Consider the following 17617-nt stretch of genomic DNA (forward strand, 5'->3'; position numbering starts at 1 on the left):
TCATGACCACGACGGGAGCCCGATGTGATCGACAAGGATCGGCCCGCGCGCGTACTCGCCGGGCTCCAGGCGTTCTACCAGGCCGTACCCGCCGCCACTGCGCCCTCGGACGGGGGCGCCGAGGCGGCGCTGGCCCTGTTCCACGACGTGGCCTCGACGGTGCCCGCGTACCAGGCGTTCCTGCGCGAGCACGGCCTCGATCCCGCGACGATTCGTGCCGTGGACGACTTCACGCGCGTACCGCTCCTCGACAAGGACAACTACCAGCGGCGGTACGCCCTGCCCGAGCTGTGCCGGGGCGGGCGGCTGGACGCCTGCGACATGGTCGCGGTGTCCTCGGGCTCGTCCGGCACGCCGACGGTCTGGCCCCGCTCCGTGCTGGACGAGCGGCTGGTCGCCACCCGGTTCGAACAGGTCTTCCACGACAGCTTCCGCGCCGACGAGCGGCGGACCCTGGCGGTGATCTGCTTCGCGCTCGGGAGCTGGGTCGGCGGCATGTACACCGCCGCCTGCTGCCGGCACCTGGCCGCGAAGGGCTATGCGATCACGGTCGCGACGCCGGGCAACGACGTCGAGGAGATCCTCCGGGTGGTGGGCGAGCTCGGGCCGCACTTCGACCAGGTGGTGCTGCTGGGCTATCCGCCGTTCGTCAAGAACGTCGTCGACGCCGGGCGGGGCCGGGGCGTCGACTGGGCGCGGTACGGGATCCGCCTGGTGCTCGCCGGCGAGGTGTTCAGCGAGGAGTGGCGCGACCTGGTCGGGCGCAGAGCCGGGATGAACGAGCCCTGCCATGACTCGGCGTCCCTCTACGGCACCGCCGACGCCGGCGTGCTGGGCAACGAGACCCCGCTGAGCATCCGCGTCCGCCGGTTCCTCGCGAGCGACCCCGGCGCCGCGCGTGAGCTGTTCGGCGACTCTCGGCTGCCCACCCTCGTGCAGTACGACCCCGTGACCCGCTACTTCGAGACCCATGAGGGCACGCTGCTGTTCACGGGCGACAACGGCGTGCCGCTGGTCCGCTACCACATCGCCGATGAGGGCGGCATCGTGACCTACGACCGGATGCTGGAGTTCTGCCGGAAGCACGGCTTCGACCCGGTGGCCGGGCCCGGGACCGCCGATCAGCGCCGGGGAGCACCGGCCCTGCCCTTCGTGTACGTCTTCGGGCGGTCCCTGTTCACCGTGTCGTTCTTCGGGGCCAACATCTACCCCGAGAACGTCACCGTCGGCCTGGAGCGGCCCGAGGTCGGCGACCGGGTCACGGGCAAGTTCGTCCTCATGGTCGATGAGGACGAGGACCGCGACCGCCATCTGTCCGTGGTCGTGGAACTGGCTCCCGGAGAGCGGGACGATCCCGATTTCGTGCCCGTGGTCGCCGCCTCGATCAGGACGGAGCTCCTGCGGCTGAACAGCGAGTTCGCCCACTACGTCCCGGCCGCGTACCAGACGCCGGCGGTGGAGCTGCGTGAGACCGGTGACCCCGAGTTCTTCCCGCCCGGCGTCAAGCACCGCTACACCCGTTAGGGATGACCCGTCGGCGGGGCGGGTCAACGAATCCTGGGCCAAAGTTGACCCTCGTGAGGGCGGTATACGGCTACATAGCCCTATTTTGGAGCGATCCATAGGGATTCAGCGGGGGATCCGGCGATGGCGACGGGGCGGCATACAACCCGTCCAGAAGTCGTCGTACGTTGGTTATGAGCAGTCACTTTGCGTACGAACACGCAGGTGGCGGGCAGGGCCGAACGTCCTGCCGGGAGGCGTCGTAAGCCCCTGTCGGGTTACTCCGCCGTACCCGACTCTGGATGGGGATCCCTGACAGGGAGGTGCGCCATGCGTTCCTTGGCCAGGTGGACGACGAGGTGTGTTCGCCGATATCGGTTCGACCGCAATCCGCTGCGCCGGCGCTCCGACCGGATCGAGGCCATCGCCGTGATCATCACCTTGCTGGCCCTGCTGGCCAGTGTGTGGCCCGCCGTCCTGGTGGCCCGCGTCGTCTATCAGCATGGGGTCGTCGCGGAACGGGTCGAGCCCGGCGTCCGCGAGGCGGTCACGGCCGTCCTGCTGGAGGACGCCGCCAGCACCAGCGCGGTCTCCTCCCATGGCGCCGTGCTCGGCGTGAAGGCGAAGGCCCGGTGGTACCTGCCCGACGGGCGACTGCGTACCGGCGTCGTCTCTGTGCCGGCGCAGGCCAGGGCCGGCTCCACGCTGGAGATGTGGGTCGACTCCTCAGGCCGGCCAACGGCCGCGCCGAGGACGCACCCGCAGACCGTCGCCGACACGGTGGTGGCCGGATTCGGCGTCGTCACCGGGGCCGCGGGGCTGCTGGGCCTGAACCTGCTGCTGGTCCGGTGGCTCCTGGACCGCCGTCGCTACGTGGAGTGGGACAGGGCCTGGACCTCCGCCCACGACCGGTGGCGGGGCCCGAGGCAGCCCTGAACTGGAGGGAAGCCATGAACGGACGACCGGTGGTGGTGGGCGTCGACGGCTCGCCGGCCGCGCTCGGCGTCGTACGGTGGGCCGTCGACGACGCGATACGGCGTGACCGGGACCTGCGGATCGTCCATGTGGCAGAGCCCTGGGTGTTCGACCAGTCGCTCGCCACACCGCCGGGGTTCCACGAGTCCCTGACGGAACGGTCGCAGGCCGTGCTCACGGAGGCCGCCAAGGTGGCCCGTGACCGGGCGCCGGGCCTGCGGGTCGAGACGGTGGCGCGAACGGGCAACGTGCGGAAGGAACTGCTTCGCGAATCCCATGACGCCGAGGTGCTGGTGGTCGGCAGCCGGGGCCTCGGAGGATTCATGGGGCTGGTGCTCGGCTCGGTCTCCATGGGCGTCACCGGGCACGCGGACTGCCCGGTCGTCGTGGCCGTGCACGTGCAGGAGACCGCGTACGGAGAGATCGTCGTGGGCCACGACGTGTCACCGGAGTCGGAGACGGCGCTGGAGTTCGCCTTCGAGGAGGCCGCCCGCAGGGGAGCCCGGCTGAGGGCCGTCTACGCGTGGCAGGTGTCGGTGTTCCTCCCCATGTTCACCAGCTACACCTCCGACCTGGAACAGATCTACGACGTCGGCACGCGAGCGGCCAAGGAGCAGCTCCTGCCATGGCGGGACAAGTATCCACAGGTGGAGGTGCACGACACGGTGGTGCGCGCCCACCCCGTCGAGGCCCTGGCCGAGGCGTCGTCCAGGGCGGACCTGCTCGTGGTCGGCTCCCGGGGAAGGGGCGCCTTCGGCTCCGCCGTGCTCGCCTCGGTCGGCCACGGCGTGCTCCACCACGCGTACTGCCCGGTCGCGATCGTACGACCCCACCCTTCCTCGGCGCCCGCCGTCGACCGGGGTCCCAGTGGCGGCGGGGGCCTGGGTAGATGAAGCAGAACCTCCGTCTCGGGCACGTGGCGGGCATATCCGTGGGCGCTCACTGGTCGACGATCGTGATCGTCGTGTTGATCGGCGCGGTGCTGGCGAGCGCCGTGCTGCCGAAGGCGGCCCCTGACCACGACCCCGCCCGCTACTGGATGGTCGCCGCCGCGGCGTCGCTCATATTCCTGCTGTCCCTGCTCGCCCACGAGCTCGCCCACGCGATCGTCGCCCGCCGCTGCGGGGTGCCGGTGAAGTCGATAACGCTGTGGCTGCTCGGCGGGATCACCGAGTTCGCGGGGGAGACCAAGACGCCCAAGGACGAGTTCCGGGTGTCGGTGGCGGGCCCGCTCGTGAGCCTGGTGCTGGGGATCTTCTTCTACGTGACGGTGCTGCTCCTGCCCGGTCCGGTCCTGCTGGTCGCGGCCGTGCAATGGCTCGCCCTGATGAACGTCGTGCTGGCCGTCTTCAACATGCTGCCCGGCGCCCCCCTCGACGGCGGCCGGGTGCTGCACGCGGCGTTGTGGCGCAGGCACGGGGACCGGGCACGTGCCGACCGTGCGGCGGCCAAGGCCGGGCAGGCGCTCGGCATGATGCTGATCGTGGCCGGTGGCCTGGAGCTGATCTTCCTTGGATGGACCGGCGGGCTCTGGTTGATGCTGATCGGCTGGTTCCTGGGCAGCGCCGCGCGGAGCGAGGGCCTGGCCCGGGTCGCTCACGAAGGGCTCAAGGGATGGAGCGTGCGGGACGTGATGACGGCGTCTCCGGACGTGGCACCCGCCTGGCAGGAGATCGACGACTTCGTCTCGACCGTGGCGTCGCGCTCCCGTCAGGCCGTGTTCCCCGTCGTGAACTTCGCCGGCGAGTCCGCGGGAACCCTCTCCCTGGAGGCTCTCACGGCGATCCCGCCCGAACAGCGCCACGACAGGCGGATCTCTACGGTGGCCCGGCCCCTGCCCGCCGATCGGCTGCTCTCCCCGGATGACCAGGCCACACGGATCCTTGAGGTCTCCGGCTTCTCCGGTGAGCTGATGGCCGTGGTCGCCGACGCGGGTCGTGTCGTGGGCATGGTCACCACGGCCGACTTCACCCGATCCCTCCAGCAGGCGATCCTACGCGCCACCTCGTCTCGGACCGGCACGGCGACGGACCAGGGATCCCAGCGGAACCACCCCACCGAACCTCTGCACGATCCCGGAGCCTGACACCTTCCACGTGCGCCTCGTCGATCACCGGAGTGCCCACAGGCCGGCCAGGGCCTCGGCGAAGCGGGACTCCGGCGCCTCCGCGGCCACCTCGACCGCGTCCGCGACGGTGTCCACGTCGGTCAGGCGGGGCATCCGGGCGATGCTCAGCCCCGCCCCGGCCAGCCGTGCGAGCTGGGCATCCCCGGTGTACGGCTGGGACATGGGCACGCCGAGCAGCAGACCCGGGTCGGGCACACGAAGCCCGAGCAGCCAGAATCCACCGTCGGCCGCCGGACCGAACACGGCGTCCCACGTGCCGAGCAGCGACAGGGCGGTGGACAACATCTCCGCGGTGACCTGCGGGGTGTCCATGCCGATCAGCACGATGGGCGCATGCAGGAGCCGGTAGGCGTCGTCGAAGGCGGCCGCCAGCCGTTCGTCCAGCCCCTGGCCGCGCTGCCGGAGCACGGTGAACCCGTCAGGCAGCCACGGGCCAGGAGCGCCCTCCAGCGCCAGCACCCGCCGCGCCGACGGCGCCTTCGCCACCGCCTGGAGCGTGTCCGCCAGCGAGGCGGCGGCCAGCAGCGCCGCGTCCGGCGGGCTGAAAGGCGGGGTCAGCCTCGTCTTCACCTTCCCCGGCACCGGCTCCTTGGCGATCACCAGCACCTGGCCGGCCGCACCTCCGCACCGGAGTCCCGGCCGCACGGCCGCGCCGCCCCGGTCCCCGGAGCTCATGGCGTGCCCTCCGGCCAGGCCATCACACGGTCCTGCTCCGCGAGGTCACGGTGGTATCGCGCCATGACACGGCGCATGTCGCCGATCGCCCGCAGCGTCCCTCGTACCGTGCCCGTCACCTTCGAACGGCCCGCACGCGGCAGGTAGTCGACACCGGCCTCGCCGAGCCGCCATCCCGCGGCGGACGCGCGCAGCACCATCTCCAGCGGATAGCCGAACCGCCGGTCGATCAGGCCGAGCGCCAGGAGGTCCTCGCGCATGGCCGCACGCATCGGCCCGAGGTCGTGCACGGGGGCACCGGTCCTGCGCCGCAGCCTCGCGGCGAGCACGGCGTTGCCGAGTCGTGCGTGCAGGGGCCAGGACGCGTCGGCGCGGAGCAGGCGGCGGCCGAGGACCAGGTCCGCGCTCCCGGCGAGCACAGGCTCGGTCACCCGTGGAAGCTGGCGGGGGTCGAGGGAGGCGTCGCAGTCCATGAAGCAGACGAGGTCCGCCGTCGCCGCGACCAGCCCGGCATGACACGCGGCGCCGAAACCCCGCCTGGGCTCGCTCACCACCCGCGCGCCGAGGCCGGTCGCCACCGCGGCCGATCGGTCCGTGGACCCGTTGTCCACCACGATCGGGCGGAACCCGTCGGGCATGCGTTCCAGCACCCACGGCAGGGCGGATTCCTCGTCCAGGCAGGGGAGCACAACGTCGATCTCCATGATTGTGACGGTAGAGCCGCCGGGGCCGTCCAACCCTTACGAGGTGATGACGGATCTCCCGGGAGTGCGCAGCTCAGGCCTACGGTGAGATCGTGATCCGCAGACACGTGGACGGCGCCGGGACTTCGTCCTCGGCTCTGGCCGAACCCCGGGCCGTCCCGCCCCCGGCCGCTGACAGGCGCCGGACGCGGCGGGCGCTGGCCGCGTGGGCCGGGTTGATCGTCTCGGCCTTCGCGGCGGGGGCGGTCCTGCACGGCCTCGGCGTGCTGACGATCGATCACCTGCCGCCGCTGCACGCCCACTTCCGCGTGCTCACGATCACGCTTCTGCCCGCCGCCGTGCTCGCCGCCGCGGCCGTCATCGTCCTGCCCGATCTCCTCGCGCGAGGCGGCTTCGGCCGGGCGCTCCTGCTGGCGTACGGCTGCGCGCTGGCCTGGACGATCCTGCTCGCCCTCTCAGGTGACGGGCCGGCCGAACCGCTCACTCACCAGACCGAGTACCTGGCCGTGCTTCCCGCCGTCGGGGACGACCCGCTGGGATGGCTGGCGTCGTTCACCGAGCGTCTCGGCGGCTACCCGACTCACGTGCGCGGGCATCCGCCGCTGCCGGTGCTGATCCTTTGGGGGCTGGCACGGCTCGGGATGCCTGGGGCGCTTCCCGCCTCCCTGCTCGTCATCACCGTGGCCTGTTCCGCGACCGTGGCGATCGGGCTCACCGTACGGACCCTGGCGGGCGAGGACGCCGCCCGTCGTGCGCTTCCGTACCTCGCGCTCACCCCTTCGGCGGTCTGGATCGCCACGAGCATGGACGCGCTCTTCGCGGGGGTCGGCGCCTGGGGCGTGGCCCTGCTGGTGCTCCCGTGCCGAGGGCGGAGCGGGCCCGCCGCGCGGGCGAGGGTCCTGTGCGGCGTGGCGGCGGGGGCGCTGCTCGGCGCGCTGCCGTACCTCAGCTACGGGCTCGTGCCTTACCTGCTGATCCCGCTGGTCGCCGGGATGGTGGCGCGCGTACCGAAGGCGACCGTGTTCGCGGCGCTGTTTGGCGCGGCGGCGGTGACGGCCGCTTTCGCCGCGGGAGGGTTCCTCTGGCCCGCCGGGGTGCTGGCCACGCATGCCCAGTGGGCGGCGGATGCGGGCGCGGCCCGGCCCTACCTGTACTTCCTGGTCGCGAACATGGGCGTCCTCGCGCTGATGAGCGGCCCGGCGACGGCGGCCGGTCTGGTGCGCGCCGGCTCCAGGCCCGTCGGGGCGATGGTGGCGGCGGCGTTGGTCGCGGTGCTGGCATTGGACCTCAGCGGCGTCACCCGAGGTGAGGTCGAACGCATCTGGGTGCCCTACGCCCTGTGGGTCGGACTGGCGGCCGGCGCGGTGCCCGGCCGCCGCTGGCTCGCCGCCCAGGTGGTCACGGGACTGCTGCTCCAGTCGCTGGTGCTGTCCCCATGGTGAGCCGCTCGGGACGACATGGGCGGTGGACCTGATCAGCCGAGGGGGGCGGTGGCGAACTCCCGCATGCCCTCGGTGAACCCCGTACGCGCGCGAAAACCCAGATCGCGGGCCGCGCGGTCGGGGGTGGCGACGATGTGCCGGACGTCGCCGAGGCGGTACTCGCCGGTGACGACCGGCTCGGGACCGTTCCGCTCCGCCGCCAGGGCCCCGGCCATCTCGCCGATCGTGTGGGGCCGGCCGCTCGCGACGTTGTACGCGGCCAGCTCGCCCGGAACCGTACGTGCCCGCGCGGCGGCGACGTTGGCCTCGGCGACGTCGCGCACATGGACGAAGTCGCGACGCTGCCGGCCGTCCTCGAACACGCATGGGGCCCTGCCCGCCTCCAGAGCGGATCGGAAGATCGCCGCGACCCCCGAATAGGGCGTGTCCCTGGGCATCCTCGGGCCGTAGACGTTGTGGTAGCGCAGCGCGACCGCCGTGCCACCGGTCTCCCGCGCCCAGTTGGCGGCCAGATGTTCCTGCGCGAGCTTGGTGGAGGCGTACGCGTTGCGCGGGTCCGGCGGCGCGTCCTCGGCGATCGTGGCGGAGGTCAGCTCCGCGCCGCACCGCGGGCACCGAGGCTCGAACACGCCCCCGGCCAGGTCCTCCCTGGTACGGGGGCCCGGTCGCACCCGGCCGTGCTCACCGCAGTCGTAGGCGCCCTCGCCGTACACGACCATGGAGGACGCCAGCACGAGGCGCCCTACTCCGCTCCTCGCCATCGCCGCCAGCAGCACGGCGGTGCCGTACACATTGACGGAGGCGTAGTCGGGCAGATCGGCGACGTCGACGCCGAGCCCCACCTTGGCCGCCTGGTGCACGACCAGGTCCACACCATCGAGTGCCCGGTCCAGGACCGCGGGGTGGCGTACGTCGCCGGTGACGAGACGGACTTCTCCGAGAGCAGGACGCGCGCGCCCGGGGAGGTGCGCTGCCTCCGAGGTGGCGTCATGCGCGGGAACCCGCAGGTCGAGGCCGGTCACCTCGTGCCCGGCGGCGCCCAGGGCCTCCACCACGTGACTTCCGATGAAACCGGCCGCGCCGGTGACCAGTGCCTTCACGATGCCGAGGGTAGTTACGGCGCGCCCGGTCCGGCGGCCGGGCGGCCAGATGTTCGCGGGCCGTAAGAACTCAGCGGTAGTCGAGGATCATCTGGCGGATGTCGTGGGCACAGCCCCAGGACATGCTGACTCCGACACCGCCGTGGCCGTAGCTGTGGATGACGCGGGAACCGTTGATGGTCTCCTCGTCGAGGCGGATGCGCTTGCGCCCCGGCCGCAGGCCCACCTCGACCCCGAGGACGCGGGCCCCTTCGAGCCTCGGCTCGACGGCCACGCAGCGGCGCAGGATCGCCTCGGTCTGCTCCGGGTCGGGGGTGAGGCTCCAGTCACCGGAGCCCGCCGTGCCGCCGAGCACCACGCAGTCGGCGTGGGGCATGTAGCCGGTCCACTCGGTCTCGGCGCCGCGTTCGAAGAAGAATTCGTCGAGGCCGGGGTTCTCCACGACGACGTGCTGACCGCGCACGGGATGGACCTCGGGATCGTCGGCCAGGAAGTGGGCCCCCACCCCGCTGCAGTTGACCACGACCGGAGCCTCGGTGGCCGCCGACTCCAGGGACGCGACGGGCCGCAACTCGACCTCGACACCCGCCGCGCCGAGGCGCTCCACCAGGTAGGTGAGGTAGCGCGGCATGTCGGCCAGCGGCGAGGAGATCCAGAACGCCACCGGGAACCCGGCGTGCTCGCCGGGATCGCACGGCTGGAAGCCCGGCAACCGCTCGGCCCACGGCGGCACCCCGTTGCCGAGCCGGCTCACCAGCCGCCCTCGCGCGATGCGCACCCCGGCATCCGGATGGCCGGCGAGCATGGTGAACTCCTTCAGGCTCGCCTCCTGCCATCGGACGGCCGCCTCCAGCGGCTCGGTGAAGACCGGACCGCCGATCATGGCACCGGCGACCGCGGAGGTGGTGCGCCCGGGGAGCTCGGCGCTACGGACCCGGACCTTCAGGCCGGCCTCCGCGAGGCACACCGCTGTCGTCAGCCCGGTCACTCCGGCACCGATGACCAGCACATCAGTCACGCCGGTCGGCTCAGCCACGCGATCCTCCACTCACCGCCGGGCACCACCGCGCCACCGGCCGTGCCACTCGCGGGCGCCCACTTGTATCGCCCGCCTACGACGCAGCATAGGAGGTGTCTCCGACAGTGCAGGAGGCTTCGGCCGTCCTCATGGCCCGGAAGACCCATGACACCGGCGTCGTCAGCCCGTCCAAGCGGCTTCCACCGGGTCCCGCCGGCACGCCGTCGCGCGGAGGCTTCAGTTGTCGCGGAACCGGAGCAGCAGCATCGCCGCGTCGTCGTGCAGCGGGGCGTCGACGTGGGCGACCAGGTCGAGCCGGAGCGCCTCGAGGGCCGCCTCGGGGTCGTCGTCCTTGAGCAGGAAGGCGCGGTCGGTGAGGGGGTAGAAGCGGCCCACACGGTCGCGGGCCTCGATGACCCCGTCGGTGTACAGCAGGATCTGGTCACCCGGCCCGAACATGACGTGGTGGGGGTTCGGGCCCTCCACCTCGAGGACGGCCAGGCCGAGCGGTGGCGCGGTCTCCGAGGGCTCGGCGAGCGTGATCGCGCCGTTGGCGTGCAGAATCAAGGGCGGAGGGTGGCCGTAATTGAGCAGCGTGAGCTCCCCGCCGGGGTCGGCGTCGACCAGGATGGCCGTGACGAACTCCTCGCCCGAGAGCCGCCGGTTGAGGGCCTTCTCGAGCCGCCCGCTGACACCACGCAGGTCGGCCTCGTCGTGGGCCGCCTCGCGGAACGCGCCGAGCACGAGCGCCGCCGTCTCGACCGCTTCCAGCCCCTTGCCCTGCACGTCGCCCACGATCGCGCGGACCCCGCCCGGACCGGTGACCACTTCGTACAGGTCGCCGCCGATGCGCGCCTCGGCGTTGGCCGAGGTGTACGACACGGCCGCGCGAAGGTGGCCCGCCCGCCGCGGCACCGGTCTGAGCAGCACGCGCTGCGCCACCTCGGCCACCGAGCGCACGGTCGCGAGCTCGCGCTCGCGTCGCTGCCGCCCCACCGTGGCGAGGATGCTCGCCGCCGTGACCCCGGCGATGGAGACCAGGCTCATGGTGCTCTGCGGGTCTCCGAACAGGCCGTCGTACACGGCCAGCAGCAGCGACAGGACCAGGGTCACGACTCCGATCGTCACGGTGCGGGGCACGCCGCCCACGAGGCTGGCGAAGGCGGGCCCGACGGCCAGAAGGGAAAGGTAGCCGAGGTCGGTGACGGTCAGTATGTCGACCGCGGCCACGACGCTCAACGAGGCGAAGGGAAGCGCCCCCATGAGCAGCTGGGTTCTGCGGCTGACCGTGGTCATAGGCGCTCCGCAGTCGTGACGGTCGGTTCGCGCTCTGACTCGCTCGTCACAGGGTGCCTCCGCGGGATGGGTCGATTTCGGTGGTATGCCGACCAGACTTCCCGGTGCTCCGCGGTAACTGTAACAAGGTGGAGAATCCACGAACAGCGCGGCGACCTTACGCACCGGTCACAGCTACGAGTGACAGGACCACGGGGTCGTCGGAACGGCCCGCGTCGCGGGAGCGGCGAATCCGGCCGAGGACCGCTTCCCCGCGCGATCGCCTTACCGCAAGAATCACTGATGACCAGGAAAAGGGATAATTCCGACCCGTCCCCACCTACGGGAGTATCCACCTCGACAACCTCACAGCACCCAACGAACTGCACGCTCTCCAGCGTCTGAAAGCCGGACCGAGCCTGCCCGAGCACGATTCGAGCCGGGAGGTCTCTGAAGGCATCATGAATCGAACCTTACTCTGGGATGGGCCAAGTGGGACCGATTCGATATAGGTCTTCGAATTTCCCTCTTGCGGTCGCGCTCACAAAAGCCGATCACCCCCCCATAAAGCGAAATATCCTCATGATGGGGGTAATTGGGGCATGGCCTTCGCGGTCGTTCACACATGGAAGACCGGTACATCGGCCGCGATGGCGGGGAAGGGAGCCCGGCGCGCTGGGACCCGCCCCGAGACGAGCGCGGGGGTGGTCACGGGCCCGTGACCACCCCCGGCCGGATCTAGCTGGTGGGACTCCCGTGAGGGTGGCTGTCGGAGTGCCGCAGCGCCGCGGCCGCGGCCCGGGCGTCGGGCCCGGGCAGGTCACGGCTGAACGCGTAGACCACGGCCGCCGTCGCGATGGCCCCGGTGTTCAGAGCCAGCGCCTTGTCGTTGATGTTGGCGATGGTGTCGCACGCCTGGTGGTAGCACGGGTCGTAGGGCGCGCCGGCGGTGCCGCCGAAGAGCGCCTGCTCCGCGGGCGTCTTGGCGCCCTCGGCGCCGGTGAACAGGCCTCCCGCCGGGATTCCGGCGTCGATGAACGGGCCGTAGTCGGACCGGCCGTCGAAGTCGCTGCCCACATGACCCTGGCGGAGGGTGTCGAAGTACTTCTCGAAGAGCTTCTCGATCTCGTCGGATCCGGGCGGGCCGGCGGGTGCGCCCGTGGCGTCGGAGTCGTCACCGTCGAAGATCTTCAGCGCGTAGTTCGTCGAGGCGACCATGTCGAAGTTGAGGTACAGCTTGATCTTCGCCCTTTCCGCGGGGGTCAGGGAAGCGACATAGTGCTCCGAGCCCAGCAGGCCGAGCTCCTCGGCGCTCCAGAACGAGAAGCGCAGCCTGTTCTTCGTGGGGATCTTGGACAGCTTGGTCGCGACTTCGAGGATCGCGGCGCTGCCCGAGCCGTTGTCGTTGATGCCGGGCCCCGCCAGGACGCTGTCGAGGTGGGCGCCGAGGTGGACGACCTTGCTGGCGTCACCCCACTTGGAGTCGGCGATGACGTTGTGCGTGGTGCGGATCTCGCTGGTGGTGTCGGTCTTCAGCCGCACGACTGTTCCGGCGGGGCTGGACAGCTCCTCGCCGACGGCGAAACTGGTCCCGACCACCGGGATGGACACGGGGGTGCCCAGGTTGCCGCGGAGGGTCGCGGTCCGTCCCTCCTGCCCCTCGTTGAAGATGATCGCCCCCACCGCGCCTGCCGCCTGCGCGTTCTGCGCCTTCACCACGAAGTCGCAGGTGCCGCGCCGCATGAGGGCGATGTTCCCGGCGGTGAACCCGGCGAAGTCGCTCGCCTCGCACCCCGAATTGGAGGTGCTCGGGGTCGGCCCGGGAGGCAGCACCAGGTCGACGTTCTGCAGGGTCGCGGTGACGTCCCCGGTGCCCGAATAGGTCATGGTGGCGAACTCGCCGACCGCACTCCCGTCCGGCGGGGTGGGGGCGTACACCTTCGGCTCGGGGGAGACCTGCTGCATCAGGGCCGTGGAGTGCTCCTCGAAGAAGGGGAACTCGAACGGCTGGATCGTCACCTTGTAGCCGGCCTTGCGGAGCTTGTCGGCCACGTAGTCACGGGAGGCGGTGAACCCGGGGGTTCCCGCGGCACGGGTGCCGCCGTTGGCGTCGGCGATCTCCTGCAGCCTCTGCAAGTGCTGCTTCACCGCCGGTGCGGAGATCGTACGAGCCAGCTGCGTGACGTCGGGATCGGCGTCGGCCGGTGCGGTGGATATCAGGGGGAGCACCAGGGCGGCCGTCGCGGTGGCGAGGCCCGCCCCTCTGCGGAGGGTGAAGCGCATTGAACTCCTTCTTCGATCAACAACTGGTGAGCCGGTTTCCGAAGTCCTGCTGACCGCTGAAACTAGCCGGAGTCGACCGGTAAGTGAAGGACTCGGAATCCCAGATGTCCCGCAGGTGAGGGGATCGCGACTCGTCCGGCCACCTAGGCGGGGCGATGCCGGACCGCCTCGATGACGCCCTGGACGGCATGCATGATGCGCTCGGCGGCCTGGTCGGGGTCCGGTTGCCCGGCGTCGAGCCACGCGATGACGGCCTCGATCACCACGGCGGGGACGAGTTGCGCGGCCCATGCCGTCCACGGGCCGTCGGGGAGCATCGCGGCGAGGCTGTGACGGGCGATGCCGATCGCCGCCGCGGCGAACGAATCGGTGAGGTCGCGGAACTCCGGTTCCCTGACCGCGTACCGGAACAGCAGCCGGAAGCCGTCCGGGTCGTCGGCGGCGGCACGGATCAGGGCGGCGACGCTGTCCATGGCGTACTCGCCGGCGTGGAAGGTCCGCTCCAGCCGCCCACACGTGCGATCGAGAACCGCACGGTACATGTCGGTCTTGGAGTCGAAGTGCCGGTAGAGGATCGCCCTGCTGATCCCCGCCTCGCCCACGATGTCGTCGAGGCTGGTGGCGGCGAAGCCGCTGCGGGCGAAGGCCCTGGTGGCGGCCGCCAGGATCTGCTCCCTGCGCTCGCCACGACGCAGCCGCCGTACGTGCGTGGGCATGGCCGGTGGTGCGTCTGCCCGGCTGGGCGTCATGGACTCCCTTTCTCGGCCCCCTTGTCGAATGCTCAGTGTATAAGTAGCTTTGTTGACATAGAAGTATACAAATCCGAGTTAACCGGAGGGCCACCAATGACCACCTCGACCCCGCTCCCCGCCATGCCGTTCGAGCAGACGCACCTTCTTCGGATGGCGCCCCTGCTGCGCGCGCTCCAGGCGAAGGGTTCCGTCCACCGGGTGCGCACGCGGGCAGGCGACGAGGCCTGGCTGGTCACCGACTACGAGGAAGTGCGGCGGCTGCTCAACGACGACCGGCTCGGCATGGCCCACCCCGACCCGGACAACGCGGCGCGCGCCAGCGAGTCGGCCCTGTTCGGGGGCAGGCCGCCTGACAACTACGAGACCGAGCACGCCGACCGGGCCCGGTTCCGCCGCCTGCTCCAGCCGTTCTTCGCCCCCAAGCGCATGCGGGCGTTCCAGCCACGGGTCGAGCGCATGGTGACCGAGCTGCTCGACGGCCTGGCCGCCGGGCCGGTCCCGGCCGACCTGCATCAGGCCCTCGCGCTGCCGTTGCCGATCCTGGTGATCTGCGAGCTGCTCGGCGTCCCGTACGAGGACCGCGACCGGTTCCGCGGGTGGAGCCAGGACGCCGCCGCGCTCGGTGACCGGCAGGTATCGGAGCGCGGCCTGGCCGAACTGTGGACCTACACGCGCGGGCTCGTCGAGCGCAAGCGCGCACAGCCCGCCGACGACGTCATCTCAGGTCTGTGCGCCGCCGAGGACGACGCCCTTCCCGTCGACGAGATCGCGATGCTGGCCGCGATGATCCTGTTCGCCGGGCACGAGACCACCGTCGTGCAGATCGGTTACGGCGCGGTGCTGTTGCTGACCAACCCCGACCAGCACCAGGCAGTGCTGGACGATCCCGCACTGCTGCCGTCCGCCGTGGAGGAGTGCCTGCGGGTCGCGAACGTGGGCGCGGGCAACGGCATGCCGCGCTACCCGCGGATGGACATCGAGGTCGCCGGGGTCACCATTCCCGCGGGTGACCTGATCCTGCTCGACATCGGGGCCGCCAATCACGACGCGCAGGTCTTCGCCGATCCTCACCGGCTCGACATCACGAGGAACGCGGGGGCGCACCTGTCGTTCGGCTACGGTGCCCACTACTGCATCGGCGCGCCGCTGGCGCGCATCGAGCTCCAGGCGGTGTTCTCGCGGCTCATCCCGCGCTTCCCCGCGATGCGGCTCGCCGTGCCCATCGAGGAGCTACGCCTGCGGGACGACCTGCTGACCGGGGGATTCAGGGAGATTCCCGTCACCTGGTGACCGATGTGTCATCGGGCAAAGCCCCGGCCAAACGGCGTTACCGGGCAGGAGAGGCGGGGGATGGGCCTATCGTCCCTGACTCACGGAGGCCGTCATGGCGCAGAGAACGACCGCTGCCGCGGAGGGCGCGACACCGAGCCGGACCCGGGAACCCCGGCGAACGGCCGCTACGGCGCGACGACGGGCGGCCCCGGGTGGCACGGCGGCCGGGGAGGAGCGTGCGGCACAACGGCCGGAGGTGACCTTGCCGGTGGTCGGCACGGTGGCGGTGCCGTCGGCGGACCGGCTCGTCTTCTACGCGGCGCTGGGTGTGCTGGCCGCCTTCGAGATCATCGAGTGGCCCGTCGCGCTCGTCGTCGGAGCCGGCCACTTCCTCGCCGCACAGCATGTCTCCCACGCCCTGCAAGAAATCGGGCAGGCCGCGGAAGCCGTGTGACGCGGCCACCCGGCGCGCGCCTGTCCCGGTGGCTTGGAACACCGTTTGCCGCCCGCTCCCGTTGCGTTGTCCGCCAGCGGGTAGGGACCGGGGAGAGCACCGAGAGGTGGTGGCATGAAGTCGATCCTGTGCCGCTACGTCGTCGCCGGCGTCCTCGCGGCGGCCGCGGGGACGACCGCGCTTTACGCCACGACCTACCTCGACCAGGTGGTACGTGGCCGGCCGTCGAGCGACCTGCCCGAGCGGACCGCCGGAAGGCTGGCCGACCTGGCCGGGCTCGGACTGGGAGAGGGAGACAAGGCCGAAAGCCGCAAGCAGGGGATCGGCGCGCTGCTGGGCATCGGGACGGGGGTCGTTCTGGGCGCCGCCTATGGGGGGCTGCGCATCCGCGTACGGGAGGTGTCCGTGCCGGTGGGAGGCGTCGGCCTCGGGCTGGTGGCGACGGTGGTGGCGAACACGCCGATGACGGCGCTGGGCCTGACCGACCCGCGGACCTGGGGAACGGCCGGATGGCTGTCCGACCTCGTGCCTCACCTGGTCTTCGGTCTGGTGACCGCGTACGCGTTCCACATGATGGCCGATCAGGCCGGATCGCGGAGGAATCAACCGGGCTGACCGCATCTGGCGTCGCCCCGCACCTGCTTTCTCACCGGACTTCACCGCCCTTCGCGGCAACGCGACACAGCCACGAAGCAGTGCGTGGTGCTCCGGAACACGGCATCTGACACCCGAACCCCGTCTTCTCGCGTAGCGAAACAGGACAGAGGAGTCATACCCATGACTTTCAATCCTTTGGAGCAGCAGGGGATCCCGCTGGACCGGCAACTCCGTAACTGGCGGGAGCTGAACGTTCCCCAGCTCGACCCGGACCACTCCGATCCCTACGCTCGCTGCCGCGTCATCGCCATGAACGGCATCGAGATCGAAGCGATCATGTTCAGCCACCAGTTCGCCCGGCGCTGCCCCGACCTGGAGGTACGCCAGCAACTGGCGGAGGTCCGCTACATCGAGCAGCAGCAGCAGAAGGCCGTCAACTGGCTGCTTCCCGGCCTCGCGTCCGTTCTCGAGACCACGATCGCCTACGAGCAGGTCGCCGTCGACCTCACCGCCTGGGTCGCGCGGATGGAGCCGGACCCGTACCTCAAGCAGGCCTTCGAGTTCGGCGTGCTGGAGGATTTCGATCACCTTTACAGGTACGCGAACCTGTATGAGCTGATCGAGCACCGCAAGGCGGAGAAGATCGTCGACGCGCTGACCGAGGTCATGCCGGGACGGCCCACGCCGATGCACCACCGGCATCCGATCGACAACGTCCGCGACCACTACGACAAGGACACGACCAGTCCGATCTCCAAACTCCACACGCTGACGATCATGGCTGCCGAGCAGCAGACCATGAACTTCTACATGAACGTCGGCCCCGAGTACATGGAGCAGATAGCCCGGCAGCTCTACCAGGAGATCGGGCTCATCGAGGAGGAGCACGTCACCCACTACGAATCGCTGCTCGATCCCAGGGAGACGTGGTGGGAGCAGCTCGTGAACCACGAGTACAACGAGTGCTACATGTACTACTCCTTCATGGAGACGGAGTCCGACCCCCAGGTCAAGGCGATCTGGGAGTTGCACCTCAACATGGAACTGGAGCACCTCCGCATCGCCTGCGACCTGATGCGCCGTCATGACGGCCGCGATCCCGCGGACATCCTCGCGTCCGAGTTCCCCACGCCGGTGACCTTCGAGCCCAACAAGGCCTACCTGCGCGAACTCATCGCCACACAGCTCGACCTCACCACGCTGGGAACCGGATACGTGCGCGAGGCGCACGAGCGCTTCCAGCGGTTCCAGGAGCGTCTCCACGGCGGGGAGACCCCGCCCAGCGACGTGGTCCTCGAGGACACCGCGGCCAAGTTCGGCCAGGACTACCGTATGGAGACCGAGGGCCCGCATCCCATTCCGAGCATGCGCGCCCGCGACTGAGCACCCTCAGGAACGCCGTGGTGTCCACGGCGTTCCGACGGGAAAGGCCGGCAGCG

The 17617-nt window shown here is 70.7% G+C and carries 16 protein-coding genes; 9 read left to right on the forward strand and 7 right to left on the reverse strand.

Annotated features, from left to right (window positions below):
• The first annotated feature begins 24 nt into the window (after positions 1-24).
• The 4 genes from ABD810_RS02690 (at position 25) to ABD810_RS02705 (ending at position 4564) form a co-directional block, all read left to right on the forward strand.
• The gene (locus tag ABD810_RS02690; protein ID WP_344933741.1) at positions 25-1524 is read left to right on the forward strand and encodes a phenylacetate--CoA ligase family protein; all 1500 of its coding nucleotides are present in this window, start codon (positions 25-27) and stop codon (positions 1522-1524) included.
• A 309-nt stretch (positions 1525-1833) separates the two neighbouring features.
• On the forward strand, positions 1834-2439 hold the full coding sequence (locus ABD810_RS02695) for an Rv1733c family protein (RefSeq protein ID WP_344933743.1): 606 nt from the start codon (positions 1834-1836) through the stop codon (positions 2437-2439).
• A 14-nt stretch (positions 2440-2453) separates the two neighbouring features.
• Positions 2454-3371: a universal stress protein gene (locus tag ABD810_RS02700; RefSeq protein ID WP_344933745.1), complete on the forward strand. Its 918-nt coding sequence runs from the start codon at positions 2454-2456 to the stop codon at positions 3369-3371.
• Positions 3368-4564 (forward strand): site-2 protease family protein, encoded by a 1197-nt coding sequence (locus ABD810_RS02705; protein WP_344933746.1) that lies wholly within the window; start codon positions 3368-3370, stop codon positions 4562-4564. Before ABD810_RS02700 ends, ABD810_RS02705 begins: the two co-directional genes overlap by 4 nt.
• A gap of 24 nt (positions 4565-4588) precedes the next feature.
• Here the strand turns inward: ABD810_RS02705 and ABD810_RS02710 are convergent, their stop codons facing one another.
• Positions 4589-5281, reverse strand: coding sequence for a TIGR04282 family arsenosugar biosynthesis glycosyltransferase (locus ABD810_RS02710; RefSeq protein ID WP_344933747.1), 693 nt, complete (start codon positions 5279-5281; stop codon positions 4589-4591).
• On the reverse strand, positions 5278-5985 hold the full coding sequence (locus tag ABD810_RS02715; protein ID WP_344933748.1) for a glycosyltransferase family 2 protein: 708 nt from the start codon (positions 5983-5985) through the stop codon (positions 5278-5280). The genes ABD810_RS02710 and ABD810_RS02715 overlap by 4 nt, the downstream gene beginning before the upstream one ends.
• Before the next feature lie 92 nt (positions 5986-6077).
• On the opposite strand from ABD810_RS02715, the gene ABD810_RS02720 reads away from it, so the two are divergent.
• Positions 6078-7427, forward strand: a complete 1350-nt coding sequence (locus tag ABD810_RS02720; protein ID WP_344933750.1) for a hypothetical protein — start codon at positions 6078-6080, stop codon at positions 7425-7427.
• A gap of 32 nt (positions 7428-7459) precedes the next feature.
• Here the strand turns inward: ABD810_RS02720 and ABD810_RS02725 are convergent, their stop codons facing one another.
• The 5 genes from ABD810_RS02725 to ABD810_RS02745 all read right to left on the reverse strand — a co-directional run bounded on the left by ABD810_RS02725 (position 7460) and on the right by ABD810_RS02745 (position 13852).
• Positions 7460-8527 (reverse strand): NAD-dependent epimerase/dehydratase family protein, encoded by a 1068-nt coding sequence (locus tag ABD810_RS02725; protein WP_344933752.1) that lies wholly within the window; start codon positions 8525-8527, stop codon positions 7460-7462.
• 70 nt (positions 8528-8597) lie between these two features.
• Positions 8598-9563, reverse strand: coding sequence for an FAD-dependent oxidoreductase (locus tag ABD810_RS02730; protein WP_344933753.1), 966 nt, complete (start codon positions 9561-9563; stop codon positions 8598-8600).
• Positions 9564-9782: 219 nt separating this feature from the next.
• Positions 9783-10841, reverse strand: a complete 1059-nt coding sequence (locus tag ABD810_RS02735) for a PP2C family protein-serine/threonine phosphatase (RefSeq protein WP_344933754.1) — start codon at positions 10839-10841, stop codon at positions 9783-9785.
• A gap of 717 nt (positions 10842-11558) precedes the next feature.
• Positions 11559-13103, reverse strand: coding sequence for a M28 family metallopeptidase (locus ABD810_RS02740; RefSeq protein WP_344933756.1), 1545 nt, complete (start codon positions 13101-13103; stop codon positions 11559-11561).
• A 143-nt stretch (positions 13104-13246) separates the two neighbouring features.
• The gene (locus ABD810_RS02745; protein WP_344933757.1) at positions 13247-13852 is read right to left on the reverse strand and encodes a TetR/AcrR family transcriptional regulator; all 606 of its coding nucleotides are present in this window, start codon (positions 13850-13852) and stop codon (positions 13247-13249) included.
• Positions 13853-13948: 96 nt separating this feature from the next.
• Here ABD810_RS02745 and ABD810_RS02750 point away from each other — a divergent pair, with 96 nt between their 5' ends.
• The 4 genes from ABD810_RS02750 (at position 13949) to ABD810_RS02765 (ending at position 17561) form a co-directional block, all read left to right on the forward strand.
• Positions 13949-15145: a cytochrome P450 gene (locus ABD810_RS02750; RefSeq protein WP_344933759.1), complete on the forward strand. Its 1197-nt coding sequence runs from the start codon at positions 13949-13951 to the stop codon at positions 15143-15145.
• A 94-nt stretch (positions 15146-15239) separates the two neighbouring features.
• Complete coding sequence (locus ABD810_RS02755; RefSeq protein ID WP_344933761.1) at positions 15240-15581, forward strand: hypothetical protein; 342 nt, start codon at positions 15240-15242, stop codon at positions 15579-15581.
• Positions 15582-15695: 114 nt separating this feature from the next.
• Positions 15696-16196, forward strand: coding sequence for a hypothetical protein (locus tag ABD810_RS02760; RefSeq protein ID WP_344933763.1), 501 nt, complete (start codon positions 15696-15698; stop codon positions 16194-16196).
• A gap of 162 nt (positions 16197-16358) precedes the next feature.
• Positions 16359-17561, forward strand: coding sequence for a hypothetical protein (locus ABD810_RS02765; RefSeq protein WP_344933765.1), 1203 nt, complete (start codon positions 16359-16361; stop codon positions 17559-17561).
• The last annotated feature ends 56 nt before the right edge of the window (positions 17562-17617 follow it).

The organism is Sphaerisporangium flaviroseum, from assembly GCF_039537005.1.
Lineage (GTDB): Bacteria > Actinomycetota > Actinomycetes > Streptosporangiales > Streptosporangiaceae > Sphaerisporangium > Sphaerisporangium flaviroseum.

Excerpts from the sequence above, each read along its gene's own strand:
- ABD810_RS02695 (WP_344933743.1), top strand. The coding sequence starts at position 1,834 with ATGCGTTCCTTGGCCAGGTGGACGACGAGGTGTGTTCGCCGATATCGG.
- ABD810_RS02700 (WP_344933745.1), top strand. The coding sequence starts at position 2,454 with ATGAACGGACGACCGGTGGTGGTGGGCGTCGACGGCTCGCCGGCCGCG.
- ABD810_RS02705 (WP_344933746.1), top strand. The coding sequence starts at position 3,368 with ATGAAGCAGAACCTCCGTCTCGGGCACGTGGCGGGCATATCCGTGGGC.
- ABD810_RS02710 (WP_344933747.1), bottom strand. The coding sequence starts at position 5,281 with ATGAGCTCCGGGGACCGGGGCGGCGCGGCCGTGCGGCCGGGACTCCGG.
- ABD810_RS02715 (WP_344933748.1), bottom strand. The coding sequence starts at position 5,985 with ATGGAGATCGACGTTGTGCTCCCCTGCCTGGACGAGGAATCCGCCCTG.
- ABD810_RS02735 (WP_344933754.1), bottom strand. The coding sequence starts at position 10,841 with ATGACCACGGTCAGCCGCAGAACCCAGCTGCTCATGGGGGCGCTTCCC.
- ABD810_RS02740 (WP_344933756.1), bottom strand. The coding sequence starts at position 13,103 with ATGCGCTTCACCCTCCGCAGAGGGGCGGGCCTCGCCACCGCGACGGCC.
- ABD810_RS02745 (WP_344933757.1), bottom strand. The coding sequence starts at position 13,852 with ATGACGCCCAGCCGGGCAGACGCACCACCGGCCATGCCCACGCACGTA.
- ABD810_RS02750 (WP_344933759.1), top strand. The coding sequence starts at position 13,949 with ATGACCACCTCGACCCCGCTCCCCGCCATGCCGTTCGAGCAGACGCAC.
- ABD810_RS02755 (WP_344933761.1), top strand. The coding sequence starts at position 15,240 with ATGGCGCAGAGAACGACCGCTGCCGCGGAGGGCGCGACACCGAGCCGG.
- ABD810_RS02760 (WP_344933763.1), top strand. The coding sequence starts at position 15,696 with ATGAAGTCGATCCTGTGCCGCTACGTCGTCGCCGGCGTCCTCGCGGCG.
- ABD810_RS02765 (WP_344933765.1), top strand. The coding sequence starts at position 16,359 with ATGACTTTCAATCCTTTGGAGCAGCAGGGGATCCCGCTGGACCGGCAA.